Origin of the sequence: Pseudomonas sp. M5 (assembly GCF_016907075.1) — a bacterium.
GTDB lineage: Bacteria > Pseudomonadota > Gammaproteobacteria > Pseudomonadales > Pseudomonadaceae > Aquipseudomonas > Aquipseudomonas putida_E.
Genome location: NZ_JAFBBH010000001.1, coordinates 1870873 through 1897834 on the forward strand (window position 1 = coordinate 1870873; position 26962 = coordinate 1897834).

16 protein-coding genes are annotated in these 26962 nt (G+C 64.1%); 12 read left to right on the forward strand and 4 right to left on the reverse strand.

All coding sequences use genetic code 11. The annotated features are described in order from the left end of the window. Nucleotides 1-760: 760 nt before the first annotated feature. Complete coding sequence (locus tag JOE27_RS08445; RefSeq protein ID WP_204918525.1) at nt 761-13714, reverse strand: non-ribosomal peptide synthetase; 12954 nt, start codon at nt 13712-13714, stop codon at nt 761-763. Between the two features lie 305 nt (nt 13715-14019). On the opposite strand from JOE27_RS08445, the gene JOE27_RS08450 reads away from it, so the two are divergent. Continuing rightward, nucleotides 14020-14550, forward strand: coding sequence for an RNA polymerase factor sigma-70 (locus JOE27_RS08450; RefSeq protein ID WP_119687510.1), 531 nt, complete (start codon nt 14020-14022; stop codon nt 14548-14550). Nucleotides 14551-14621: 71 nt separating this feature from the next. On the opposite strand, the gene JOE27_RS08455 is transcribed toward JOE27_RS08450, so the two are convergent. Both JOE27_RS08455 and JOE27_RS08460 read right to left on the reverse strand, forming a co-directional pair. Beyond that, nucleotides 14622-15635 carry a GNAT family N-acetyltransferase gene (locus JOE27_RS08455; RefSeq protein WP_204918527.1) on the reverse strand — a complete coding sequence of 338 codons (1014 nt, stop codon included), beginning with the start codon at nt 15633-15635 and terminating at the stop codon, nt 14622-14624. 64 nt (nt 15636-15699) lie between these two features. Continuing rightward, complete coding sequence (locus JOE27_RS08460) at nt 15700-16500, reverse strand: transporter substrate-binding domain-containing protein (RefSeq protein ID WP_204918529.1); 801 nt, start codon at nt 16498-16500, stop codon at nt 15700-15702. 163 nt (nt 16501-16663) lie between these two features. On the opposite strand from JOE27_RS08460, the gene JOE27_RS08465 reads away from it, so the two are divergent. Both JOE27_RS08465 and JOE27_RS08470 read left to right on the forward strand, forming a co-directional pair. Beyond that, the gene (locus JOE27_RS08465; RefSeq protein ID WP_119687513.1) at nt 16664-17209 is read left to right on the forward strand and encodes an exonuclease domain-containing protein; all 546 of its coding nucleotides are present in this window, start codon (nt 16664-16666) and stop codon (nt 17207-17209) included. 92 nt (nt 17210-17301) lie between these two features. Beyond that, a complete protein-coding gene (locus tag JOE27_RS08470; protein ID WP_012315400.1) occupies nt 17302-17586 on the forward strand; it encodes a pyrimidine/purine nucleoside phosphorylase in 285 nt (94 codons plus the stop codon). A 159-nt stretch (nt 17587-17745) separates the two neighbouring features. On the opposite strand, the gene JOE27_RS08475 is transcribed toward JOE27_RS08470, so the two are convergent. After that, nucleotides 17746-18438, reverse strand: a complete 693-nt coding sequence (locus tag JOE27_RS08475) for an alpha/beta family hydrolase (RefSeq protein WP_239539318.1) — start codon at nt 18436-18438, stop codon at nt 17746-17748. A 49-nt stretch (nt 18439-18487) separates the two neighbouring features. Here JOE27_RS08475 and ccoN (JOE27_RS08480) point away from each other — a divergent pair, with 49 nt between their 5' ends. The 9 genes from ccoN (JOE27_RS08480) (at nt 18488) to ccoG (ending at nt 26960) form a co-directional block, all read left to right on the forward strand. After that, nucleotides 18488-19912: a cytochrome-c oxidase, cbb3-type subunit I gene (ccoN, locus tag JOE27_RS08480; RefSeq protein WP_012315402.1), complete on the forward strand. Its 1425-nt coding sequence runs from the start codon at nt 18488-18490 to the stop codon at nt 19910-19912. Between the two features lie 13 nt (nt 19913-19925). Further along, a complete protein-coding gene (gene ccoO, locus JOE27_RS08485) occupies nt 19926-20534 on the forward strand; it encodes a cytochrome-c oxidase, cbb3-type subunit II (protein ID WP_023381403.1) in 609 nt (202 codons plus the stop codon). A gap of 5 nt (nt 20535-20539) precedes the next feature. Continuing rightward, the gene (locus tag JOE27_RS08490) at nt 20540-20731 is read left to right on the forward strand and encodes a CcoQ/FixQ family Cbb3-type cytochrome c oxidase assembly chaperone (RefSeq protein WP_012315404.1); all 192 of its coding nucleotides are present in this window, start codon (nt 20540-20542) and stop codon (nt 20729-20731) included. Beyond that, nucleotides 20728-21669, forward strand: coding sequence for a cytochrome-c oxidase, cbb3-type subunit III (gene ccoP, locus JOE27_RS08495; protein ID WP_046785291.1), 942 nt, complete (start codon nt 20728-20730; stop codon nt 21667-21669). Before JOE27_RS08490 ends, ccoP (JOE27_RS08495) begins: the two co-directional genes overlap by 4 nt. A gap of 368 nt (nt 21670-22037) precedes the next feature. After that, complete coding sequence (gene ccoN, locus JOE27_RS08500) at nt 22038-23480, forward strand: cytochrome-c oxidase, cbb3-type subunit I (protein WP_012315406.1); 1443 nt, start codon at nt 22038-22040, stop codon at nt 23478-23480. After that, nucleotides 23480-24088: a cytochrome-c oxidase, cbb3-type subunit II gene (gene ccoO / locus JOE27_RS08505; RefSeq protein WP_046785292.1), complete on the forward strand. Its 609-nt coding sequence runs from the start codon at nt 23480-23482 to the stop codon at nt 24086-24088. Before ccoN (JOE27_RS08500) ends, ccoO (JOE27_RS08505) begins: the two co-directional genes overlap by 1 nt. A 5-nt stretch (nt 24089-24093) precedes the next feature. Next, nucleotides 24094-24291 (forward strand): CcoQ/FixQ family Cbb3-type cytochrome c oxidase assembly chaperone, encoded by a 198-nt coding sequence (locus JOE27_RS08510; protein WP_012315408.1) that lies wholly within the window; start codon nt 24094-24096, stop codon nt 24289-24291. After that, nucleotides 24288-25268, forward strand: a complete 981-nt coding sequence (gene ccoP / locus JOE27_RS08515) for a cytochrome-c oxidase, cbb3-type subunit III (protein ID WP_204918531.1) — start codon at nt 24288-24290, stop codon at nt 25266-25268. Before JOE27_RS08510 ends, ccoP (JOE27_RS08515) begins: the two co-directional genes overlap by 4 nt. 276 nt (nt 25269-25544) lie before the next feature. Continuing rightward, nucleotides 25545-26960: a cytochrome c oxidase accessory protein CcoG gene (gene ccoG / locus JOE27_RS08520; protein WP_046785294.1), complete on the forward strand. Its 1416-nt coding sequence runs from the start codon at nt 25545-25547 to the stop codon at nt 26958-26960. Nucleotides 26961-26962: the final 2 nt, after the last annotated feature.

Genomic DNA, 26962 nt, shown 5'->3' on the forward strand with positions numbered 1-26962 from the left:
CTCGATCTCGCAAGCGCAACAATACCCCTCCCTGAAAGAAGGGGGACAAAGCAGGTCCCCTTCCACCCGGCTATTGAGTTGCCCGCCGAAAACATCACGAAACACTAATCACAAAAAAAACGCTATAAACGCATCGCAATCAATTCAAAGAATAAAAGCGAAAAGGACTACACCACCTCAAGAAAACCTGCCAGAACATCTCAATAAACGACAAGATCCACCCATCCTACTTAGTCTCTGTAGGAAAACACCTAAGCATTATTCTTACATTTAAAAACCCCAATAAACCGCCGCATCAGTTTCGCTCGCTCAGGGCCGGATTAACACAGGTTGACATTTGCCAACCCTACAGCAACTCTTGACGCAGGCTTACTCTGCAGCCTGGCTGGCTTCAGTCACAGCACTTGAATTGCATCCCAGAGACGAAATGAAAACAATAAGAATCTACAACTATGAAATACTTAACTTTGAACCACCCCCAAACAACAACCTAAAGCACCGGACCTCCCCGCCTCGGCCATGCCAGAGGACAAACATCACTCTATTATTGTGCACTCAACTCATTGGCTACACGATCATCAACGCCACCATTCAAAACAATGAAGAAAACCTCCCGAAACGTATCGAATACTGGGTGACCGCAGCCACCTCTTTGCGGGTAAATCGACTCCCACAGGCTCGCCGCTGTATGTGATACAACGCAAAACCTGTGGGAGCGGGGTAGCCCGCGAAGAGGCCGTTACAGACTAAGCTGTGGCTGTCACAACCCCTCCAGCTCCGCCATCAGATCACTCAACCGATCCACCTTGCCCTCATCCAGCGCGCTGCCCTGCAGCCCACGCACATACTCCGCCAACTCCTCAACCGTACTGCACTCGAACATCGCCCGCAGCGGCACGTTCAACTGCAACTGTTTCTGCACCCGCGAGGCAATCTGCGTTGCCAGAAGCGAATGCCCGCCCAGCTCGAAGAAGTTGTCGTGCACCCCTACCCGCTCGGCCTTCAGCACGTCGGCCCAGATAGCGGCGAGCACCTCTTCCAGCTCGTCGCGTGGCGCCAGGTAGGCCTGGCCATGCTGGCCGCCGATGTCGATAGCCGGCAAAGCCTTGCGGTCAAGCTTGCCGTTGGCGTTGTGCGGCAGGCTGTCGAACCAGCCCCAGTGCAGCGGCACCATGTATTCCGGCAAATCAGCACGCAGGCGTTGCTTGACCTGCTCCAGCAGCGCGGCATCGGCGGTAACGCCCTGATGAGCCACCAGGTATCCGACCAGGTGCTTGCCGTTGACACCGTCCTGTACACCCACGGCGGCGTCGCGGATTTCGACCTGCTCGTGCAGGCGGGCTTCGATTTCACCCAGTTCGATCCGGTAACCGCGGATCTTCACCTGGTGGTCGATGCGACCGACATATTCGAACACGCCATCCGGGCGCTGCCGTGCCAGGTCACCAGTGCGGTACAGGCGCTCGCCCGGCGCACCATGCGGGTGGGGGATGAAGGCCAGAGCGGTACGCACCGGGTCGCCGACATAGCCCCGGCCCACGCCGGTACCGGCTACGCACAGCTCGCCCACCGCGCCCAGCGGTACCAAGGCCTGGTCCTCGCCGTACAGATACAGGCGGTTGTTGTCGGTTGGCGTGCCGATCGGCAGGTAGCTGCCACGGGTCGAGGCCAGGTCGACGCGGAAGAACGCCACGTCATCGGAGCACTCCGCCGGGCCGTAGGCGTTGACCAGGCCGATGCCCGGGTAGCGCTGCAGCCATTGCGCGGCCAGCTCCGGCGGCATGGCTTCGCCGGTCGGCAGCATCCAGCGCAAGCCGCCCAGCGCCTGATGATCGTTGGCCAGCATGCCCTGGATCAGCGAGGGCACGCTCTCCAGCACCGTGATGCCGGTGGCCTGAACATGCGTCAGCAGGCCCTGCGGATCGTGGGCGATGGCGTTTGGCACGATCTCGACCCTGGCGCCGAACAATGGCGCGGCAAGGAACTGCCAGACCGAGATATCGAAGCTCTGCGAGGCGGTCTGGGCAATCACATCCTGCTCGCTCAGCGCCAGGTACGGCACCTTGCTCAGCTGGTTGTTGAGCATGCCGCGCTGCTCGACCATCACGCCTTTGGGCAGGCCAGTGGAGCCTGAGGTGTAGATCACGTAGGCAAGATTGTCCGGCCCACTGTGGATACCCGGGTTGTGGCTGGCGATGTTGCTCGATTGCACCTCCTCCCATATCAACAGCCGCGGCCGCGCCACGCCGGCCAGTTCGTCCAGCAACAGGCGCGCCTGCTCGGCACAGGCTGCGCTGCACACCAGCACCGGCGTGCGGCTGAGCTCGACGATACGCTGCAGGCGCGCCGACGGCAGACCAGGGTCCAAGGGCAGGTAACCGGCACCTGCCTTGAAGCTGCCGACGATCATGCCCAGCAGTGGCAGGCCCCGCTCGGCCAGCAGCGCGACCGGCTGATCGATGCCAGCACCCGCAGCGACCAGCGCATGGCCCAGGCGGTTGGCTGCCAGGTTCAACCCGGCATAGTCATAGCTCGCCTCCATGCAACGGGCCACCGTGCGCTCTGGGTGCGCGGCGACCTGTGCCTCGAACTGCGCGACGTAGCTCTGCTCCAGGGCATAGGCCCGTTCGGTGCGGTTGCACGCCTGAAGCAGGAAGCGTTCCTCTGCCTCACCCAGCAACGGCAGCTCGCTGACCTGCCCGTCGAAACCTTGCACCAACGCCAGCAACAGGCGCTTGAACTCGGCCAGCAGGCGCTCGACGGTTGAATGGTCGAAGTAGCGCTGGTCGAACGACAGGTGCAGGCCAAGGTCGTCGCCCGGGTAGCACACCGCCGTCAACGGGAAGTTGGTGTGAGTACGGCCTGAGTCGGAGCTGGCGTTGAGGTGCTGGGCATGGTCGAGCACCGCGGTTTCCACCGGGGCGTTCTCGAACACGAACAAGCTGTTGAACAGCGGCTGGCCTTTAGGCAGTTCGCTGCACTCCTGGATCGTCACCAACGGCAGGTATTCGTACTCGCGCAGCTCCATGTTGCGCTCCAGCAGGCCTTGCAGCCACTGGCGCACGCTGCAGCGCTGGCCCGGTTCGGGCAATTGCACACGCAGGGCGATGCTGTTGATGAACAGGCCGACGGTGCGCTGCATCTGCGGCATGCTCACCGGCCGCCCGGCCACGGTCACGCCAAAGGCCACGTCGCGCTCACCGCTGTAGCGGGCAAGCACCAGGGCCCAGGCCGCCTGGGCGAAGGTGTTGATGGTCAGTTGGTGAGCCTGGGCCAGTTCGCGCAGGCGCACGCCATCACTCACCTCCAGGCGGGTGTAGCAGTCACCGACCAGCATGCCGTCACCGGCATGGTCATGACGCAGCGGGCGGTCGCTTGGGATCGCCGTGGCGCGCTCGAAGCCGGCCAGGTTGGCCTGCCACCAGCGTCGTGCTTCGCCCAGGTCCTGGCGTTGCAGCCAGCCGATGTAGTCGCGGTAGCGTGGCGGCACCGGCAGCTGGGCCTGGCGGCCTTCGCCGAGGGCCTGGTAGAGCTCGAAGAAGTCGTTCATCAACAACGAGCGGCACCAGGCATCGATGAGGATGTGGTGGTTGCTCATCATGAACCAGTAACGTTCATCGTCCACCCGCACCAGCCGCAGGTGGAACGGCGCCTGGCGCAGCAGCTCGAAGCCGGCCTCGCGCTCTTGCTTGTGCAGTGCTTGCAGGCGTTGTTCCTGGGCCGTGTCGTCGAGGCCGCGCCAGTCCTGGTAGTCGACAGGAGTGTTCCCCGGTTTGTGGATGATCTGCAGCATCGCTTCGCCGGCATTCCAGCTGAACGATGCCCGCAGTGCCTCGTGGCGGGCCACCACCGCCTGCCAGGCCTGGGCGAAGCGCTGCGGGTCGAGGGCGCTGTTGATGCGGTAACGGTCCTGCATGTAGTAGATGCCGGTACCCGGCTCCAGCAGGGTATGCAGCAGCAGGCCCTCCTGCATTGGGGTCAGCGGGTAGACGTCTTCGATTTCGGCAGCCGGAACCGGTAGCGCGTCGATCTGTTCCTGGGTCAGGTGCGCCAGTGGGAAGTCCGAGGGCGTGAAGCTGCCCGTACCCTGGGCCAGGCAGTGGCCGACCAGGGCAAGCAGTTCGTGGCGATAAGCCTCGGCCAGGCGCGCAATGGTCTGCTCGTCGAAACGCTCGCGGCTATAGGTCCAGCGCAACTGCAAGGCACCGCCATAGACCTGGCCGTCGACGCTCAGCCAGTTCGGCAGTGGCGCGTCGAGGTCGTGGGCCAGGCCCGCAGGGGCATCCAGCGGCTGGAACAGCGCCGCACTGTCGAACTGCTGGTCGAACTGGCCGAGGTAGTTGAAGGTGATGCGTGCTTGCGGCAGCGCGGCCATGCTCTCGCGCCCGGCGTCATCAGCCAGGTAACGCAGCACGCCGTAGCCCTGGCCTTTGTGCGGCACCTGGCGCAGCTGTTCCTTGATGCGTTTGATCGAGGTGGCGCGGGCGCTGTCGTCCTCACCCGCCTGAGGGTTCAGGCGCAGCGGGTAGGCACTGGTGAACCAGCCCACGCTGCGGGTCAGGTCCATGTCTTCGAACAGCCCGTCACGGCCATGGCCTTCTAGCTGCACCAGCACCTCGTCGTCACCGGTCCAGCGGCACAGCGTGCGCGCCAGGGCAGTCAGCAGCAGGTCGTTGACCTGGGTGTGGTACGCCGCGGGGGCCTGCTGCAACAACTGACGGGTCTGCTCCACATCCAGAGCGATGGCCAGGGTATCGGCATGCCGCTGCAGGTTGCCGCCCTGCGGGTGATCGCATGGCAGCTCATGGCGCACATCCCCCAGCTGGTCTTGCCACCAGCCGAGCTCATCGCGCAGCGAATCGCTGCCGGCGTAGCTTGCCAGGCGCGCAGCCCAGTCAGCCATGGCGTGGGTCTTGGCCACCAGCGGCTGACCACGGTACAGCGCCTGCAGGTCTTCGAGCAGCACGCGCCAGGACACTCCATCGACCACCAGGTGATGGATCGCCAGCAACAGCCGCTGGGCGCCCTGCCCGTCGCTGACCAGCAAGGCCCGCAGCAATGGCCCCTGTTCCAGATCCAGGCTGCGTTGTACGTCGGTGTACAGCGCCTGACAGGCATTGAAATCGGCCACCGTGGCAGTCCATAGCAGTTGCTCGCCAGGCGATGCGGCGTATTCGCCCTGCCAGCGGCCATCTGCCTGGGTAAACCGCAGGCGCAGGCTGTCGTGGTGTGCCACCAGGGTGGCCAGGGCCCGCTCCAGCAGGGCGCTGTCCAGCGGCACGCGCGCCTGAAGCAAGACGGCCTGGTTCCAGTGTTGCGGTTGGGCCACCTCACTGTCGAAGAACCAGTGCTGAATCGGCGTCAGGCCGCTGCGGCCCTGGCGCTGGCCCTGCTCGATGCTGTTCGCCACCTCGCTGCGGCTGGCCACGGCGGCCAGTGTCTGGATGGTCTGGTGCTGGAACAGGTCGCGCGGGGTGAACTGCAGGCCAAGCTGACGGGCCCGGCTGACCACCTGGATGGACAGGATCGAATCACCGCCCAGTTCAAAGAAGTTGTCCTGCACGCCCACGCGGGAGATGTTGAGCACCTCGCGCCAGATCTGCGCCAGTTGCTCCTCAAGCGCGTTCGCAGGTGCCTGGTACTGTTCGCGGGCCTGTTCCAGGTCTGGCAGCGGCAAGGCACGGCGGTCCAGCTTGCCGTTGCCCATCAGCGGCAGGCTGCCCAGCAGCACCAGGTGCGTTGGCACCATGTAATCGGGCAGGTGCTGGCGGGTGTGCGCCTTGACCGCTTCGCGCAACCGGGCTTGGACCTCACTGTCAGCGCTGGCCTGCTTGCACACCAGGTAACCGACCAGCTGTTTGCCGCCGGGCAAGTCGTGAGCCAGCACCACAGCCTCTTCGATATCGGCATGCGCCTGCAGACAGCTCTCGATTTCGCCAAGCTCGATACGGAAGCCGCGGATCTTCACCTGCTGGTCGGCACGCCCGACATACTCCACCAGGCCGTCGGCGCGCAGGCGCACCAGGTCACCGGTGCGGTACAGGCGCCCACCGTCATGGCTGAACGGGTCGGCGACAAAACGCTCGGCGCTCAAGCCAGGGCGGTCGTGATAGCCCTGGGCAAGCCCTACCCCGCCGATGTACAACTCGCCGATGCCACCTTGTGGCAGCAACGCCAGGTCGTCATCGAGGATATAGGCACTGCGGGCACCGATCACCCGGCCGATCGGCACGCTGCCGGCATCGGTGGGCAAGGTGTCAGGGGCAAGACAAGCCAGGGGCATGACCACCGTCTCGGTCGGGCCGTAGGCGTTGAAGAACTGCTGGGGGGCGAAGGCCTGACGGATACGCGTCAGGTGCTCGCCGGTCAGCGCCTCACCGCCGGTGATCACCAGGCGTACCGGCAGTTGCTCGCCCTGCCCGGCCAGGTACTGGGCCAGCTGGCTGCCGTAGCTTGGGGTGAAACCGAGGATACTGACCTGCTGCTCGCGTACCAGTTGGCAGATGTCTTCGGCGCCCCATTGCCCCTGGGCACGCAGCACCACGCGGGCGCCGCACAGCAGCGGCACCAGCAGGCGCTCGCTGGCCGCGTCGAAGTTGATCGAATAGAAGTGCAGTTCGCAGTCGTCGCTGCGCATGCCGAAGGCCTTGATCACCGCCTGGCAATGCATGGCGATTTCACCGTGGCTGACCACCACACCCTTGGGTTTGCCGGTGGAGCCCGAGGTGTAGATCAGGTAGGCCTGGTGCTGCGGCAGGTTGAGGTTGGCCAAGGGTGCATCGCTGTAGGCGGACAAACCTGCGGCGTCGTCCTCCAGGCTCCAGCGCGCTACGCCGTCGGGCAGTTCGCCAAGGGTTTCGAGCAGCGCGCGCTGGCTCAGCAGCAGGCCGATGCGGCTGTCCTCGATCATGTAACGCAAGCGGTCGAGCGGGTATTCCGGGTCGAGCGGCACATAAGCGCCGCCGGCCTTGAGGATGGCCAGCAAGCCGACGACCATCTCCAGCGAACGCTCCAGCGCCAGGCCCACGCGCACCTGCGGGCCGACACCCCGCTCGCGCAGGGCACGGGCCAGGCGGTTGGCCTGCTGGTCGAGCTCGGCATAGCTCAGGTGCCGGCCGGCGAAGGTCAGCGCGCCGGCTTGTGGCGTGCGCGCAGCCTGGGCGGCGAACAGGCCGTGAAGGGTCTGCTCAGGGGCGCGACCATGCTCACCCTGCAACTGGTCGAGCAATACCTGCTGTTCGGCCCCGGCCAGCATCGGCAGCTCGCACAGGCGCTGTTGCGGGTTGTCCAGCAGGCCGAGCAGCAACTGTTGCCAATGCTCGGCCATGCGCGCGATCCGCGGTTCATCGAACAGGTCGCGGCTATAGGTCAGGCAGCAGCCAAGACGGCCATCGAGGTCGGTCACTTCCAGGTACAGGTCGAACTTGGTGGCGCTGGCATCGTTGACCAGGTAATCCACCTGCATGCCTGCCAGCTCACGGCTTTGCTGGAAGGCCCAGCGCTGCACGTTGCACATCACTTGGAACAGCGGGTTGTAGGCGCTGCTGCGCGGGGGCTGCAGGGCTTCTACCAGTTGCTCGAATGGCAGGTCCTGGTGCGACTGGCCTTCGATGGCGGCCCGGCGCACCTGGTCGAGCAAGGCGGCTGCGGTCATCTGCCCGTCCACCTCGCAGCGCAGCACCTGGGTGTTGAGGAAGGCGCCGATCAGCCCTTCGCTTTCGGGGCGGATACGGTTGGCCACCGGCGCACCGATGCGCAGGTCGCGCTGGCCGCTGTAGCGGTGCAGCAAGGCGGCCAGGGTGGCGGTCATGGTCATGAACAAGGTCAGCCCGCGCTGGCTGTTGAAGGCATGCACGCGGGCAACCAGCGCCGGGTCCAGCTCGAAGCGGTACAGCTCGCCACGGTGGCTCTGCACGGCCGGGCGTGGCCGGTCAGCCGGCAGGGCCAGGACCGGGTGTTCGTCGCCCAGGCGGGCTTTCCAGTAGGCCAGTTGGCGCGCCCCTTCGCCGCTTTCCAGCCACTGCCGCTGCCAGACGCTGTAGTCCAGGTACTGCACCGGCAACGGCGTCAGTGGCGACTCGCGCTCATCGACGAACGCTTCGTACAGCTCGCCCAGTTCGCGGGCGAAGATGTCCATGGCCCAGCCTTCGGTGACGATATGGTGCAGCGTGAGCACGAAATAGTGCTCGCGCTCCGCGGCCTTGACCAGGCAGGCACGCAGCAGCGGGCCACGCTCCAGGTCGAACGGCTGGTGCGCCTGGGCGTCGGCCAGTTGCTGCAGGCGCTGCTCGCGCAGGGCTGCTGGCAAGGTGCTGAAATCCTGCCAGTCCAGGTGTACGGCGCCTTCGCCGGCCACGCACTGGTAGGGCACACCGTCAATGCTAGGGAACGTGGTGCGCAAGGTTTCATGGCGCACGATCAACCCCTGCAGTGCGCGCTCGAACGCATCCACATGCAGCGTGCCGCGCAGGCGCGCCATGCCGCCGACGTTGTAGGCCGGGCTGTCCGGCTCCATCTGCCAGAGGAACCACATGCGTTGTTGCGAATACGACAGCGGCACAGCCTGGCGGCGGTCGACGCGGGTGATCTCGCCCTGCAGGTTGCGTTCGCCGGCTTCGCGGATGCGGGCGATCTCGGCGCAGAAGGCGCCCAGCTCGCTGGCTTCGAACAGCACCTTCAAGGGCAGCTCGACATCGCAGGCCTGGCGGGTGCGCGAGACGATCTGGGTGGCCAGCAGCGAGTGCCCGCCAAGGGCGAAGAAATCGTCGTGCAAGCCGATGCGCGGCAGGTTCAGCACCTCGCACCAAATGGCCGCAACCTGCTGCTGCAACGCTGTCTGCGGCGCGACATGTTCGCGCTGCTGCCAGACCGGTGCCGGCAGCGCCTTGCGATCGACCTTGCCACTGGGCCCCAGCGGCATGTGTTCAAGCGCGATCAGTTGCGCTGGCACCATGTAGGCAGGCAAGCGTTCGGCCAGGCTGGCGAGCAATGCCTCGGCTTGCCCCGGGCCGCTGTAGTAGCCGACCAGCTGCGCGCCCACGGCGTCCTGATGGATCAGCACCAGCGCTTGCTCGACACCCGGCTGAGCAAGCAGGCAGGCTTGGACTTCTTCGGGCTCGACGCGAAAACCTCGCACTTTCACCTGTTGGTCCAGGCGGCCGAGGTATTCCAGAGCCTGGGCCTGTACCTGCCAGCGGGCACGGTCGCCACTGCGGTACAGGCGCTCGCCATTGCCATCGGCCTGCGGCACGAAGCGTTCGGCGGTCAGGCCAGGGCGGCCGAGGTAGCCGCGGGCAAGCCCCGCGCCTCCCAGGTACAGCTCGCCTGGCACGCCCGGTGCGGCCAGTTGCAGTTCGCCATCGAGCACACGGCAGATCACGTTGCCCAACGGCCGGCCAATGGGCGAGCGTTCGCCGTCTTCAGCCCGGCAGTGCCAATGGGTGACGTTGATGGCGGTTTCGGTCGGGCCATAGCGGTTGTGCAGTTGGACCTGCGGCAGCCGTTGCAGCACGCGGTCGCGCAGGCTCGCCGACAACGCCTCGCCACCGCAGAACAGCCGGCGCAAGCTGCTGCAGCCAGCGGCCAGCGGCTCTTGCACGAACACCTGCAGCAAAGGCGGCACGAAGTGCAGCGTGGTGACCCCGTGCTGCTGCACCAGCGCGGCGATGCGCTGCGGGTCACGGTGCTCGCCGGGGCCGGCCAGCACCAGCTTGCAACCGGTGATCAGCGGCCAGAAGCACTCCCAGACCGACACGTCGAAGCTGATCGGCGCCTTCTGCATCAGCACATCGCCAGCATCCAGCGCATAAGTGGCCTGCATCCACTGCAGGCGTTCGGCCAAAGCTGCATGGGTGTTGCCCACGCCTTTGGGCTGGCCGGTGGAGCCGGAGGTGTAGATCACATAGGCCAGGTTGTCGCCGTGCAGGTGCAGGCCAGGCGCGTGGCTTGGCCAACTGTCCAGGTGCAGCTGATCGAGGGCAATGGCACTGACGCCATCGACTTGCGGCAGGTTGGCCAGCATGCCGCTGTTGCTCAGTAGCAGGCTGGCCTGGCAATCGCGCAGCATGTAGGCCAGGCGTTCGGCCGGGTAGTCGACATCAAGCGGCACATAGGCACCGCCCGCCTTGAGGATCGCCAGCAGACCGACCAGCAGTTGCGGCGAGCGCTCCACGGCGATGGCCACGCAGCAGTCGGGGCCGACGCCTTTGTCGCGCAGGTAATGGGCCAGGCGGTTGGCTTGTTGGTGCAGTTCGGCGTAATCCAGGCTGCCGCCTTCCCAAACCAGCGCCCTGCGCTCAGGGGTCTGGCGCGCCTGTTCATTGAGTTGCTCGACCACCAGGCGCTGCAGTGCCGGCGCCGGCGCCTGGCCCCAGGCCAGCAATTGTTGGCGGCCTTGCTCGTCCAGCAAAGCGACGTCGCCCAGGGCCAGTTGCGGGTCCGCGCACACTTGCTCGAGCAGCGCCAGCAGGTGCTGTGCCAGGCGGGTGACGGTATCTTCGGCAAACAGCTCGGCGGCGTAGTCGAAGGCCAGGCTCAGGCGGCCCAAGTGGTCTTCCTCGCTGTGCAGCTGCAGGTCGAACTTGGCTTCGCGGCTGTGCCACGGCAACTCTTCTGCCAGCAAGCCCGGCAGGCGGCGCAGGGCCGAGAGGTCGCGCTGCTGGTGGTTGAACATGACCTGAAACAGGCCCTGCTCACGGGCGTCGGGCAACGCTTCGAGCAGTTGCTCGAACGGCAGGTCCTGGTGGGCCTGGGCATCGAGTGTCGCCTGCCTTACCTGAGCCAGCAGCTGCGTGAACGACAGGCGGCCATCGAGCTGCGCTCGCAGCACCTGGGTGTTGATGAAGAAACCGACCATGCTCTGGGTTTCCTGGCGCGGGCGGTTGGCATTGGGTACACCGACACGGATGTCGTGCTGGCCGGTGTAGCGGTGCAGCAGGCCCTGCCAGGCTGCCAGCAGCACCATGAACAAGCTGGCCTGATGTTCGCGGGCCAGGCCCTTGAGGGCTTCGCTCAGCTTGGCCGGTACTTTGACGTTCAAGCGTGCCGCACGGTTTGCCTGCTGGCTGGAACGCGGCCGGTCCGGGTGCAGGTCGAGCACCGGTGGCGCATCGCCCAGCCGGGCTTTCCAGTATTCAAGCTGGCGCGTGCTTTCGCCTTCAGCCAGCCATTGGCGCTGCCAGTTGCCATAGTCGGCGTAACCCAATGGTAAAGGCGCCAGCGAAGCCTCAAGGCCCTGGCAACGGGCGGCATACAGTTTGGCGAATTCGTCGAGCAGGATGTTCAGCGACCAGCCATCGGCGACGATGTGGTGCAAGGTAACCCACAGCTGATGGTCTTCGTCACCCAGCCGCACCAGGGTCACGCGCAGCAACGGGCCCTGGCCCAGGTCGAACGGTCGCTGTGCTTCGGCTTCGCGGCGCTCGGCCACGTCGGTGGCTGGCAGCCCTTGCAGGTCCAGGTGCAGCAGGGTGAACGCCTGCCGGGGCAGGATGCGCTGCAGCGCCTGGCCGTGTTCTTCGCTGAACACGGTGCGCAACGATTCGTGGCGCGCCACCAGCGACTGGAATGCGGCATCCAGCGCAGCTTCGTCCAGCTCGCCGCGCAGGTGCAGGCCGGCAGGTATGTTGTAGGCCGCCGACTGCGGCGCCAGCTGCCACAGCAGCCAAAGGCGGTTTTGCGCCAACGACTGCGGCAGGGCCTGCCCACGGTCAAGGCGGGCAATGGTCGCCGTTTCGCCACCCCCCTGGGCGAGGATTGCCGCCACGGCAGCGCTGTACTGCGCCAGGGTCGGTGCTTCGAACAGGGTGCGCAGGCCCAGCGCGATACCCAGTTCATCGGCCAGACGCGCAGTCACCTGGGTGGCAGCGATGGAGTTGCCGCCCAGCAGCAGGAAGTGATCATCGGCGGCGACTGATTCGGCCTTGAGCACCTCGCACCAGAGGGCCGCGATACGTGCCTGCAGGCCGTCGCCGGCAGCGGCAGTTTCACCGGTTTCGACGGGCGTCGGGAAGCGTGCGTAGCAGTCCAGGCTGCCATCGTCCATGCGCAGGCGGCAGGCCGATCGCTGCAGCTTGCCGCTGGAGGTCTTGGGCAAGGCCCCCGGGTTGAGCAACAGGACCACGGCAGGCGCCTGCCGGCAGGCGTCGGCGACGACCTGGCGCAGCGTCTTGATCAGCGCCTCGGGGGTGGACGCCTTCTGCACGTTACGGCTGATTTCCACCGCAACACCGATCCCCTCTTCACCCTGGTCGTCCACGGCAAATACCGCTACACGGCCCTTGCGCAGCACATCGACTTCACGTTCCAGGGTTTTTTCCAGGTCCTGCGGGTAGAGGTTCTGGCCACGGACGATCAGCATGTCCTTCAGGCGCCCGGTGACGAACACTTCACCTTCACGCATGAAGCCCAGGTCACCGGTGCGCAGCCACGTCTGGCCGTCCATTTCGACAAAGGTCCGCGCGCTGGCCTCAGGGTTGCGCCAGTAGCCCGAAGCGATGCTGGGGCCAGCGGCCCAGATTTCGCCAACCCGATTGTCACTCAGCACGTCCAGGCACTGTGGCTCGACGATACGGACCGCATGCCCTGGCTGCGGGTAGCCGCAGCTCATCAGCACGCTGCCCTTGCCGGCTTCTGCGCGGTTGGCGGCGAAGGCGTCGCCGTCGAGTTCCAGCGCGCCGATGCCTTGGCCACGGCGGCTGCCGCTGACGAACAAGGTGGCCTCGGCCAGGCCATAACTGGCAAAGAAGCTGCTGGGCGTGAAACCGCAGGCGGCGAACTTCTCGGCGAAGGTGTCCAGGCTGTCCTGGCGAATCGGCTCGGAGCCGGAATAGGCCACACGCCAGCGGCTCAGGTCGAGGCTGGCCAGGGCCGCCTCACTGACCCGTTCGCTGCACAGGCGGTAGGCAAAGTCCGGCCCGCCGCTGATGGTGCCGCCGTATTCGCTGATCGCCTGCAGCCAGCGCTGCGGCCGCGCGAGAAAGTAACCTGGCGACATCAGCACACACGGTACGCCACTGAAGATGGGCTGCAGCAGCCCGCCGATCAGGCCCATGTCGTGGTACAGCGGCAACCAGCTGACGATCACATCGTCGGGGTTGAGGTCGATGCCAAACCCATGGCGAATCAACTGCTCGTTGGCCACCAGGTTGCCGTGGCTGACCTGCACGCCCTTGGGCAGGGCGGTGGAGCCGGAGGTGTACTGGAGGAAGGCGATGTCGTCGCCGGCCAGCGCCGGTTCGCGCCAGTCACTGGCCAGGGCCGGGTCCAGGCCATCCACTGTCAGCAGCTCAGGGGCGCTGTCTGCGCCGAGTGCTTGCAGGCCCTGCAGGCTGTCGTGCAGCGCTGCCACGGTCAGCAGCAGGCGGGGCTCGGCGTCGTCGATGATCGACAGCAGGCGCTCCTGGTGATGCTGGCGCGAAGACTCCGGCGGGTAGGCCGGTACGGCGATGACACCGGCATACAGGCAACCGAAGAACGCCGCCACATAGTCCGGCCCGCTGGGGAACAGCAGCACGGCGCGGTCACCGAACGCGGCGCGGGCCTGCAAGGCTGCGGCGATGGTGCGTGCACGCATGTCCAGTTCCCGATAGCTGAGCACCGCCTGCTCGCCGGGCGCATCGGCCAAAAAGCGCAAGGCGATGCGCTCAGGGGTGTGCGCAGCACGTTGCGCCAGGGCCTGGACCAGCGAGAGCGGGAGTTCGAAGGCGTCCATCATGGGGTGTTCCTGCCAGTGTCTGGGTAAGTCGGGCCGGCTGCCGCGCGTGGTTCGGCGGGCAGCGTCCGGCGGCCGGATGTACACAGGGGAACGGATGGGCAACGCAAGAAATTACCGGGAAGTCGCAGCGACCAGGCGCACGGAAAGTGACGCGCATCACGATCGCCTGCTTAGAACTGAAACTAATAGATACTCATTAACTTTCGTATTTGACAATCATTATCATTCTGAATAGTTTGTCGCACGTCGTAGGAAGCTTCCCCAAGTGGGGTGCTCCTATTCCCCTCTGTGACAAGGTGATTTCCATGGCGGAACAACTATCCACAAGTAAGTGCGATTCACCATTACTCCAGGCATTCGTCGACAACCGCAGCATCCTGGTCAAGATCGCAGCCCGCATCACCGGCTGCCGCTCACGGGCCGAAGACGTGGTGCAGGACGCTTTCTTCCGGCTCGGCGCCGCCCCCCAGATCACCTCGTCGTTCAAGGCCCAGCTCAGCTACCTGTTCCAGATCGTGCGCAACCTGGCCATCGACCATTACCGCAAGCAGGCGATGGAGCTGAGGTACTCAGGCAGCGAAGAGGAAGGCTTGAACGTGGTCATCCAGAACGCCTCGCCCGAGGCCACGCACATCAACCTGGCGGCCCTCGAGCACATTGCCGAGGCGCTCAACGAGCTGCCCCAGCGCACCCGTTACGCTTTCGAGATGTACCGCCTGCACGGCGTGCCGCAGAAAGACATCGCCAAGGAGCTGGGCGTGTCGCCCACGCTGGTCAACTTCATGATCCGTGATGCGCTGGTTCATTGCCGCAAGACCGCCAGCCGCCAGGCCTGAAGCAGCTGCAAACTGCAAGATGAATCAGCGGCGACGCGCCCTTCTCTTGCAGCTTGCAGCTCGAAGCCCCCCTAAGCCAGCCTGCAACGATCGAAAAACCGCTCCCGCCCCAGAATCATCAACGCTGCGCGCTTGTGCGGAAAATCGAACTCCTTGTCGCAATGGAAGCACTGGTCGTGCATGTAGCCGATCATCTTGCCATTGTCGGCACGGGGCTCGGCCACCACCCGCTGGGTGCGTGGGTCATCCAGAAACAGGTAATGCACCAGCGCCGACAACCAACTGGCGACCTTGTGCGGACCGCGATGCGCCTGCTCACCCACCAGCATGTGGATGCCGCGGTCGTAGTCGTCGGCTTGATAGAACGGCGCGATGCGGTCCTCCTTGGCCCAATAAGCCTCGAAGTAGGCAAATGGCTGATCGTCGAAGCAGCCGATCAAGGTCACGGTGTGCGGGTCGGCTTCCAGCTTGGCCAGGTATTCCCTGTGCTGCTCCAACGACCCGCCCTCCTGCCAGAATTGCTCCACACGCGGATCGTTCTGCCAGCGATTGAAGCGCTCCAGGTCCTGTTCGAGCTCCAGGGTGCGCAGCGACACCCAACTCCCCAGGCGCGTATCGAAGCGTCGATAGACCTCGCCACGGGGCTTGGGTGCGCGGCGCGGGTGGCGTTTGCCATTGTTGATCTGCATCTGTTGCGGGTACGCGCCGCTGTCCGGCTGGCCGAGCCAGGGCTGTGGCAATTGCCAGAACATGGAGCGCTCGCACAGGTATACGCCTGGCTGTTGCGTGGTGAGCAGCAGGCCGCTGGCGAGGGCCTCAGGTACAGACTGCGGCAGGTGCCAGGCAAGGCGCTGGCAGGCTGGGTCACGCGACAACAACCAATAACAGGCGGCCCACAGGGCCTGCTGTGGGCGTTCGGGGCACAGGCGTTCAACATGCACCGCCAGGGTAGCGGCTGGCGCCAGGCGCACCTGGATCAGCGGGCGGCCCTCCAGGGTCAGGCTCAACCAGCAATCGCCCTCTTCAGCGCTCAGGCTGCGCCAGCGAGGCTGTGACAAGGGTTGCGAAGCGGCATCGAACGGCATGGTCAGGGCTCACAGAAAATGAAAGAAAGGCTCACTTCTGAAAACGTCACTGCAATCGGGGAATTTAGTCATGGGGGGCTTGGACGGTGATCCGGTAAGGCTGGAAGATGCGGGCAAGCTCCCCGGTATCACGCAGGTGGCGCAGCAGCGCGGCCAATTGCGCGTCGCTGATAGGCGCGCCGGGGCGCAGCAAAGCATAGTGATGGTAGACCTGGTCGATGCGCGTGGAGGCCATCAACTGGTCGTGACTGGCCGGGTTGCGCGCCAGGAAATCACTGAGGTACGAGCGCGTCACCAGGGCGATGTCGGCTCTGCCGGCCTGCACCATCAGCAGGTTGCTGTCGTGCGAATAGGTCAGCGTGGCGTTGTAGGCCTTGCGCAGGTAGTTGGGGTCCGGGTTGAAACGGGCGAATGCATAGTGGTAGCCGTTGAACAGCGCCAGCCGTTTGCCGGCGAGGTCATCGAAATAGTGCTGGTCCCGGCCATCGGCCTGTTTGGCGACGAACACCTCGGCATCTTCCAGGCCCATGTCCACCGCCTGATGCGGTATCCGTTGCCAGCCCCACTGCGGGTTTTCGAAGATGGCCATGTCGGTGCGGCCTTGCTGGAAATCGCCAAAGCGCCGCTGAATCGATGTGGGCACCAGCACGAAGCGATAATCTTGCTGCAGGCGGTTCAACGCTTCGACCAGTTGCGGCAGCAGCCCGGTGTCGGCACCCTGCTCGGGGCGAACCGTATAAGGCGGAAAATGCGCAGCGCCGACCTTTACCTCGATGGCGTCGGCAGCCCAGACCGGTGCCGCCAGCCATACCGCGGCCAGCATCAACAGGGTGGTCAAAGCCTTCAGGCCGGGCGCTGGAGTCAAGACGGACACTCATCACGGTTCATACCTGGATGCGCCTAAGCTAGGCGTTTTCCTGGCAAGGCACAACTGCTGGTTATGCCAAAGTGAGGGCATTTTGCCAGGGGATGCCGTGACGCCCGACATTGGCTACGCTGCTTTGGCATGTATGGCGAGGGAGCCTGGTATGGGCCACTGGTTGGTGATCGACCTGGAAGCTACCACCGATGACGGTGGCTGGCCGGTGACAGAGATGGAAATCATTGAAATCGGCGCCAGCCTGGTGACCCGTGAAGGCCGCGAAGTAGACCACTTCCAGCGCTTTGTGCGGCCCAGGCGGCGGCCGCAACTGACGCCGTTCTGCCGCGAACTGACACACATCAGCCAGGCTAATGTGGATAGCGCAGCGCCATTTCCCGAGGTATGGGCGCGTTTCGAACGCTGGTTGGGGCACCATCGCGGGCAATTGCAGGCCTGGGTCAGCTGGGGTGATTACGACCGCCAGCAGTTACTGCAGGAATGGCAGCAACATGAGCTCGACAGCCTGTTGCGCGACCTGCCACATATCAACCTCAAGCAGCGCTTCGCCAAGGCTCGTCACCTGCAGCGCCCGACGGGCCTCAACGGTGCCCTGCAACTGGCCGGCATGCATTTTTGCGGGCAACAGCACCGGGCGCTGGAGGATGCCCGCAATACCGCGCGGCTATTGCCCTTGAGCCTGCCGGGCATTTGAGCTCAGAGGCGCCTGAAAGCAGATGACGGGGGGGATGGGCTTGGGCATACTGGCCAGCCCTTTTTCATCCCCTCTTTTTCAGGAGTCGCCCCATGTTCAAGGTCAACGAGTACTTCGATGGTACCGTCAAGTCGATCGCCTTCGAAGGCACTGAAGGCCCGGCCACCGTCGGCGTCATGGCACCGGGCGAATACGAGTTCGGCACCGCCAAGCGCGAAATCATGCACGTGGTTTCCGGTGCACTGACCGTCAAGCTGCCGGGCAGCGACAACTGGGAAACCTTCAACGCCGGCGACAAGTTCAATGTGGCCGCCGACAGCAAGTTCCAGCTGAAAGTGGCGGTGGACACTGCCTACCTGTGCGAGTACCGCGACTGATCTGTTGCTGCACACACGGTCGCTTGTAGGAGCGGCCTTGTGTCGCGAAAGGGCTGCGAAGCAGACCCAGCAATTGTTGTTGCGCTGCTGAATCCTGGGTCTGCTTCGCAGCCCTTTCCGACCGGTCCGGCGCCCCGGCAAGGCCGCTCCTACAGGTAGTCAGCCTCTGAGGAACCCCGCAACCTTCTCAGCCGCCGCCTGCAAATGCTGCTCATGGCTGAACCCCGAAGCCTTCAGCGGTTTCAGATCATGATCGCCTGTCACCAGCCAGCTCACCTCGATCGACGGTGACAGCGCATACCCCTGCACGGCTTCACGATTACCCAGCGCATCCCGCTCGCCCTGCACGATCAACGTCGGTGTCTGCAAGCCCGCCAAATGCTCGACCCGTGGTTTTTCCGGTTTGCCCACGGCATAGAACGGATAGCCCAGGCACACCAGCGCGTCAGCACCCAACTCGTCGGCCAGCAGGCTGGCCATGCGCCCGCCCATTGACTTGCCGCCAATCGCCAGCTTGCCCGTGACCAAAGGTCGCACCTGCCGGTACACCTCGCGCCAGCATTCGAGCAGCACCTTCTGTGGGTTGGGTGGCCGCTTGCCACCCCCTGCCCTGCGCTCGGCCATGTAAGGGAACTCGAAGCGAACCACCCCTACGCCAAGCGCCGCCAGCCTTTGCGCCATTTCATCCATGAACCCGCTGTCCATCGGCGCGCCAGCGCCATGGGCCAGGATCAGGCACGCCGCAGCACTGCCATCTTGCTGATTCTGCGCCGGATTGCAGTGCAAGCCTGGGACATTTCCGATCTTCGCCCATTGATCCCCGTCAATACCGGCACGTTGCCCATTAATCATGCTTGCCTCGCTGTAAAGCCTGCCAATAACCGTGGATGGGAACCCATACATGAACACAACCAGCAGTACCGCCTATAACTACAAGGTGGTCCGCCAATTCGCCATCATGACGGTGGTGTGGGGAATCGTCGGGATGGGGCTCGGCGTCTTCATCGCCGCCCAGCTCGCCTGGCCTTCCCTGAACTTCGACCTCCCCTGGACCAGCTTCGGCCGCCTGCGCCCACTGCATACCAATGCGGTGATCTTCGCGTTCGGCGGCTGTGCACTGTTCGCCACCTCCTATTATTCGGTGCAACGCACCTGCCAGACCACCCTCTTCGCACCAGGGCTGGCCGCGTTCACTTTCTGGGGCTGGCAACTGGTCATCCTGCTGGCGGCCATTACCTTGCCGCTGGGTTACACCAGCTCCAAGGAATACGCCGAGCTGGAATGGCCGATCGACATCCTGATCACCATCGTCTGGGTCTGCTACGCCATCGTGTTCTTCGGCACTTTGATCAAGCGCACCACCAAGCATATCTATGTCGGCAACTGGTTCTTCGGTGCCTTCATCCTGACCGTGGCCATGCTGCACATCATCAACAACCTCGAACTGCCGGTCAGCCTGACCAAGTCGTACTCGGTCTACGCCGGGGCCACCGACGCCATGGTGCAGTGGTGGTACGGCCACAACGCCGTGGGCTTCTTCCTCACTGCAGGCTTCCTGGGGATGATGTACTACTACGTGCCCAAGCAGGCCGAACGCCCGGTGTATTCCTATCGCCTGTCGATCGTCCACTTCTGGGCGCTGATCACCCTGTACATCTGGGCCGGCCCCCACCACCTGCACTACACCGCGCTGCCCGACTGGGCGCAGTCGCTGGGCATGGTGATGTCGCTGATCCTGCTGGCCCCCAGCTGGGGCGGCATGATCAACGGCATGATGACCCTGTCCGGTGCCTGGCACAAACTGCGCAGCGACCCGATCCTGCGCTTTCTCGTGGTATCGCTGGCGTTCTACGGCATGTCCACCTTCGAAGGCCCGATGATGGCCATCAAGACGGTCAACGCCCTGTCCCACTACACCGACTGGACCATCGGCCACGTGCATGCCGGCGCCCTCGGCTGGGTGGCGATGATCTCCATCGGCGCGCTGTACCACACCATTCCGCAAGTATTCGGCAAGGCACGCATGTACAGCATCGGCCTGATCAACGCGCACTTCTGGCTGGCGACCATCGGCACCGTGCTGTACATCGCCTCGATGTGGGTCAACGGCATCGCCCAGGGCCTGATGTGGCGCGCGGTGAACAGCGACGGCACGCTCACCTACTCGTTCGTGGAAACCCTGGTGGCCAGCCATCCGGGCTTCATCGTGCGTTTCGTCGGTGGCGCGATCTTCCTCAGTGGCATGTTCCTGATGGCCTGGAACACTTGGCGCACCGTACGTGCACCGGCCACCGAGGCCGCCCCTGCCAACGCCCAGCTGGCCTGAGGAGACCTGCCTGATGAAACATGAAGTCATCGAAAAAAACGTCGGCCTGCTGGCCCTGTTGATGGTGTTCGCCGTCAGCATCGGCGGCCTGACCCAGATCGTCCCGCTGTTTTTCCAGGACGTCACCAACAAGCCGGTCGAAGGCATGAAGCCTTACACCGCGCTGCAGCTTGAAGGCCGCGATATCTATATCCGCGAAGGTTGCGTGGGCTGCCACTCGCAGATGATCCGCCCGTTCCGCGCCGAGACCGAACGCTACGGCCACTACTCGGTGGCCGGTGAAAGTGTGTGGGACCACCCGTTCCTGTGGGGCTCCAAGCGTACCGGCCCGGACCTGGCCCGGGTCGGCGGGCGCTACTCCGACGACTGGCACCGCGCGCACCTGTACAACCCGCGCAACGTGGTACCGGAGTCGAAGATGCCGTCCTACCCATGGCTCGTCGCCCAGCAGGTCGACAACAGCCACACCGACACCAAGATGCGCACCCTGCGCACCCTGGGGGTGCCGTACACCGACGAGGACATTGCCGGTGCGCGTGATGCGGTCAAGGGCAAGACCGAGATGGACGCCCTGGTCGCCTACCTGCAGGTGCTCGGCACCGCGATCAAGAACAAGAGGTGAGTGCGATGGAAATGGATATCGGCATGATCCGCGGCGTGGGCACCCTGGTGGTGATGATTGCCTTCATCGGCCTTTCGCTGTGGGTGTTCAACCGCCGCCGCGACCATGATTTCGCCGAAGCGCGCCTGCTGCCCTTCGTCGACGACCGCCTGCCCCCTGCCGGGCAGGACACTGGCATGAGGAGTAATCCCCAATGACTACCTTCTGGAGTACGTACATCTGCGTACTGACCATCGGCAGCCTGATCGGCCTGACCTGGCTGCTGCTGTCGACCCGCAAGGGCCAGAGCAGCAACACCACCGACCAGACCATGGGGCACAGCTTCGACGGCATCGAGGAGTATGACAATCCGCTGCCCAAGTGGTGGTTCTGGCTGTTCGTCGGCACACTGGTGTTCGCGGTGGGCTACCTGATCCTCTACCCGGGCCTGGGCAACTGGAAGGGCGTCCTGCCCGGCTACGAGAATGGTTGGACCGGCGCGAACGAGTGGCAGAAGGAAATGGACAAGGCCGACGCCAGGTTCGGCCCGATCTTCGCCAAATACGCGGCCATGCCGGTCGAGGAAGTGGCCAAGGACCCGCAGGCATTGAAGATGGGCGGCCGCCTGTTCGCCTCCAACTGCTCGGTGTGCCACGGTTCGGACGCCAAAGGCGCCTATGGTTTCCCCAACCTGACCGACAACGACTGGCGCTGGGGCGGCGAGCCCGAAACCATCAAGGCGTCGATCATGAATGGCCGCCACGGCGTGATGCCCGCCTGGGCTGAGGTGATCGGCGAACAGGGCGTGGCGGATGTAGCCGCCTACGTGCTGAGCAACCTCGATGGCCGCAGCCTGCCGGAAGGCGCCAAGGCTGATGTGGCCAAGGGCAAGGAGATCTTCGCCGGCAACTGCGTGGCCTGCCACGGGCCCGAGGGCAATGGCACCCCAGCCATGGGCGCGCCTAACCTGAACCATCCGCAGGCGTTCATTTACGGTTCGAGCTTTGCCCAGCTGCAGCAGACCATTCGCTATGGCCGCCAGGGGCAAATGCCGGCCCAGGTGGATATCCAGGGCAACGACAAGGTGCATTTGCTGGCGGCTTATGTGTACAGCCTTTCGCAGGGTGATATGCCTGCAACCGTGACTGCCAAGTAACACCCCGGGGCCGCAAAGCGGCCCCAGCACCTCCCCGCCCCTAGCCCCGCCTTGCACCCCCTCCGAACAGAACTAAGCTTGTTGCCACAGTGGCCTTCGCTGTCAATCCAGCGAAGCAGACGCGGTGCATCGCCTGACGCCGCCTGGAAAAAAAGCTTGACCGATCGATCAGAAAAAGATGAAAAACGGTACACATTACAAATATTTATTTGTGTACAATCGCCCGAACCCTATTGCCGCGGGACACCGGCATAAGGGCCCGGACACGGGTCGGCGCAGGGCTCCTTGCGTTGCCATAACCCTGGCGGTTATCGATACTGGCGCCGATTTTTCAACCAACAAGAACACCAAAACCGTGGAACCTTAGAATGAGCACAGCAATCAGTCCGACTGCTTATAACTATAAGGTCGTCCGCCAGTTCGCCATCATGACGGTGGTCTGGGGGATCCTTGGCATGGGCCTGGGCGTTTTCATCGCCTCGCAGCTGGTGTGGCCGCAACTGAACCTGGACCTGCCCTGGACCAGCTTCGGCCGCCTGCGCCCCTTGCACACCAACCTGGTCATCTTCGCCTTCGGCGGCTGTGCGTTGTTCGGCACCAGCTACTACGTGGTGCAGCGAACCTGCCAGACCCGGCTGATTTCCGACAGCATGGCCGCCTTTACCTTCTGGGGTTGGCAGGCCGTGATCGTCGGTGCGCTGATCACCTTGCCGATGGGCTACACCACCACCAAGGAATACGCCGAGCTCGAGTGGCCACTGGCGATCCTGCTGGCCATCGTCTGGGTGACTTACGGGCTGGTGTTCTTCGGCACCATCGTCAAGCGCAAGACCAAGCACATCTACGTCGGCAACTGGTTCTACGGCGCCTTCATCGTGGTTACCGCGATGCTGCACATCGTCAACCACATCTCGCTGCCGGTGAGCCTGTTCAAGTCCTACTCGGCCTACTCCGGCGCCACCGACGCGATGATCCAGTGGTGGTACGGCCACAACGCCGTGGGCTTCTTCCTCACCACCGGCTTTCTGGGGATGATGTACTACTTCGTGCCCAAGCAGGCCGAGCGGCCGATCTACTCGTATCGCCTGTCGATCGTCCACTTCTGGGCACTGATCACCCTGTACATCTGGGCAGGCCCGCACCACCTGCACTACACCGCACTGCCCGACTGGGCGCAGTCGCTGGGCATGGTGATGTCGATCATCCTCCTGGCGCCGAGCTGGGGCGGCATGATCAACGGCATGATGACCCTGTCCGGTGCCTGGCACAAACTGCGCACCGACCCGATCCTGCGCTTCCTCGTGGTATCGCTGGCGTTCTACGGCATGTCCACCTTCGAAGGCCCGATGATGGCCATCAAGACCGTGAACTCGCTGTCGCACTACACCGACTGGACCATCGGCCACGTACACGCCGGCGCGCTCGGCTGGGTGGCGATGATCTCGATCGGCGCCGTGTACCACATGATCCCGCGCCTGTATGGCCGCGATCAGATGCACAGCGTGGGCCTGATCAACGCGCACTTCTGGCTGGCGACCATCGGCACCGTGCTGTACATCGCCTCGATGTGGGTCAACGGCATCACCCAAGGCCTGATGTGGCGCGCCATCAACGATGACGGCACGCTGACCTACTCCTTCGTCGAAGCCCTGCAGGCTAGCCACCCGGGCTACATCGTCCGCGCACTGGGCGGTGCGTTCTTCGCCTCCGGCATGCTGCTGATGGCTTACAACGTGTTGCGCACCGTACGCGCCGCCAACCCGGCAGAAGCGGATGAAGCCGCCAAGATCGTCGTTGTGGGAGCCCACTGATGAAGCATGAAGCTGTCGAGAAGAACATCGGCCTGCTGGCCTTCTTCATGGTCATCGCCGTGAGCGTCGGTGGCCTCACCCAGATCGTCCCGCTGTTCTTCCAGGACGTCACCAACAAACCCGTCGAAGGCATGAAGCCGCGCACCGCGCTGGAAGTCGAAGGCCGTGACATCTACATCCGCGAAGGTTGCGTGGGCTGCCACTCGCAGATGATCCGGCCGTTCCGCGCCGAAACCGAGCGCTACGGCCACTACTCGGTGGCCGGTGAAAGCGTGTGGGACCACCCGTTCCTGTGGGGCTCCAAACGTACCGGCCCGGACCTGGCCCGCGTCGGTGGCCGCTACTCCGATGACTGGCACCGCGCACACCTGTACAACCCGCGCAACGTAGTGCCGGAGTCGAAGATGCCATCCTACCCGTGGCTGGTGGAGAACACGCTCGACGGCAAAGACACCGCGAAGAAGCTGGAAGTGCTGCGTACCCTGGGCACGCCGTACACCGATGCCGACATCGCCGGTGCCCGCGACGCGGTCAAGGGCAAGACCGAAATGGACGCACTGGTCGCGTACCTGCAAGGTCTTGGCACCATCATCAAAAGCAAACGGTGACGCTGATGGATATCGGGATGATTCGCGGCCTGGGCACCGTCGTGGTGATGGTGGCCTTCGTGGGCCTGGCGCTGTGGGTGTTCAACCCACGGCGCAAACAGGAGTTCGACGAGGCAACCCAACTGCCGTTCGCCGATGACCCCGAGGCCAAAACGCACGTCGAGCAAGCGCAAGCAAAAGCTTCTGGGAGCAAACAACAATGACAACCTTCTGGAGTCTGTACGTCACCGTCCTGACCCTGGGCACCATCTTCGCGTTGACCTGGCTACTGCTGTCGACCCGCAAGGGCCAGCGCGAAGAGGTCACCGACGAAACCGTCGGGCATGCCTTCGATGGCATCGAGGAATACGACAACCCCCTGCCCAAATGGTGGTTCTGGCTGTTCGTCGGCACCATCATTTTCGCCCTCGGCTACCTGGTGCTGTACCCGGGCCTGGGCAACTGGAAAGGCGTGCTGCCAGGGTATTCGTACCTGGATAACGACAAGCAGACCGAGTTCACCAACGGTCAGCCCGGCTGGACCGGCGTGCACGAGTGGGAAAAGGAAATGGCCAAGGCCGATGCCCGCTTCGGGCCGATCTTTGCCAAGTATGCGGCCATGCCTATCGAAGAAGTGGCCAGGCAGCCGCAAGCGCTGAAGATGGGCGCGCGGCTGTTTGCGTCCAACTGCTCGGTGTGCCACGGCTCCGACGCCAAGGGCGCCTACGGCTTCCCCAACCTCACCGACAACGACTGGCGCTGGGGCGGCGAGCCGGAAACCATCAAGGCCAGCATCATGGGCGGCCGCCATGGCGTGATGCCGGCGTGGTCGGAAGTGATTGGTGAACAAGGTGTGGCCGACGTTTCGGCCTTCGTGATCAGCAAGCTCGATGGCCGTAGCCTGCCCGAAGGCGCCAAGGCCGATGTCGAGAACGGGCAGAAGATCTTCGCCGCCAACTGCGTGGCGTGCCATGGCCCTGAAGGCAAGGGCACACCCGCCATGGGCGCACCGAACCTGACTCACCCGCAGGCGTTCATCTACGGTTCGAGCTTCGCCCAGTTGCAACAGACCATCCGTTATGGTCGCCAGGGGCAGATGCCGGCGCAGGAGCAGCTGCAGGGCAATGACAAAGTGCACCTGCTGGCGGCTTATGTGTACAGCCTGTCGCATCAGGAGCAGGAGCCTGAAAAGGCCGAGTGATGCCTGCACTGGCCTATCGCCGGCAAGCCGGCCCCCGCACGGCGTGGGAGCCGGCTTGCCGGCGATAGGGCCGGTAGATTCAGCGCTAGATGACCTGGATCAATTGACACCCGCCTTAACACGATCAACACCCCGAACCCAACGCGACTAAAGGTCGCAGAGCGACCCCGGCGTGCCATCAGCGGCGTATCATGGGTCGCAGCGTTAGCAGAACGCGCGAGACTGCGGCCGGCACGCACTGGCTGCGGCATTTCTCCACTGCCGTGGGACTTGATGATGAGCAAGCAAATTCCGGTACATGACGTTACCCCGCCTGCCAGCAAAGGGAAGGATTCCGTCGACCTCTACGCCTCTCGCGAGAAAATCTACACCCGCGCCTTCACCGGCCTGTTCCGCAGGTTGCGGATGGTCGGCGGGGCAGCGCTGTTCCTTTTGTACTTTGGCACTGTCTGGCTGAACTGGGGCGGCCATCAGGCCGTCTGGTGGAACCTGCCCGAGCGCAAGTTCTACATCTTCGGCACCACCATCTGGCCGCAAGACTTCATCCTGCTCTCGGGCATCCTCATCGTCGCCGCCTTTGGCCTGTTCTTCGTTACCGTGTATGCCGGCCGCGTATGGTGCGGCTACACCTGCCCGCAAAGCGTGTGGACGTGGATCTTCATGTGGTGCGAAAAGGTCACCGAAGGCGACCGCAATCAGCGCATGAAGCTTGACCGGGCCCCGATGAGCGCCAACAAGTTCCTGCGCAAGTTCACCAAGCACAGCCTGTGGCTGCTGATCGGCTTCGTCACCGGTATGACCTTCGTCGGCTACTTCTCGCCGATTCGCGAACTGGCCATCGAATTCTTCACCGGCCAGGCCGATGGCTGGGCCTACTTCTGGGTCGGCTTCTTCACCCTGGCCACCTACGGCAACGCCGGCTGGCTGCGCGAGCAGGTGTGCGTGTACATGTGCCCCTACGCACGCTTCCAGAGCGTGATGTTCGACAAGGACACCCTGATCGTCTCCTACGACCCGCGCCGCGGTGAAACCCGCGGCCCGCGCAAGAAGGACACGGACTACAAGGCCCAGGGCCTGGGCGACTGCATCGACTGCACCATGTGCGTACAGGTCTGCCCCACCGGCATCGACATACGCGACGGGCTGCAGATCGAGTGCATCGGCTGCGCCGCCTGCATCGACGCGTGCGACAGCATCATGGACAAGATGAACTACCCCAAAGGCCTGATCAGCTACACCACCGAACACAACCTGTCGGGGCAGAAGACCCACATGCTGCGCCCAAGGCTGATCGGCTACGCACTGGTGCTGCTGGTGATGATCGGCGCCCTGGCCACCGCCTTCGCCACCCGCTCGCTGGTGGGCTTCGACGTCAGCAAGGACCGCGTGCTGTACCGCGAGAACGCCCAGGGGCGTATCGAGAACGTGTACAGCCTCAAGGTCATGAACAAGGACCAGCGTGATCACGTGTACGTGCTGGACGCCGCTGGCCTGCCTGACCTGCGGCTCGAAGGCCAGCGGGAAATCCGCGTGGCCGCCGGCGATATCGTCAGCCTGCCGGTGCAGTTGTCGGTCGCCCCCGAGAAGCTGCCCTCGACCACCAACGAAATCACCTTCACCCTCAAAAGCGCCGATGACAGCGCTGCCGAGGTCGAAGCCAAGAGCCGCTTCATCGGCCCACAGATCCGCTGAGA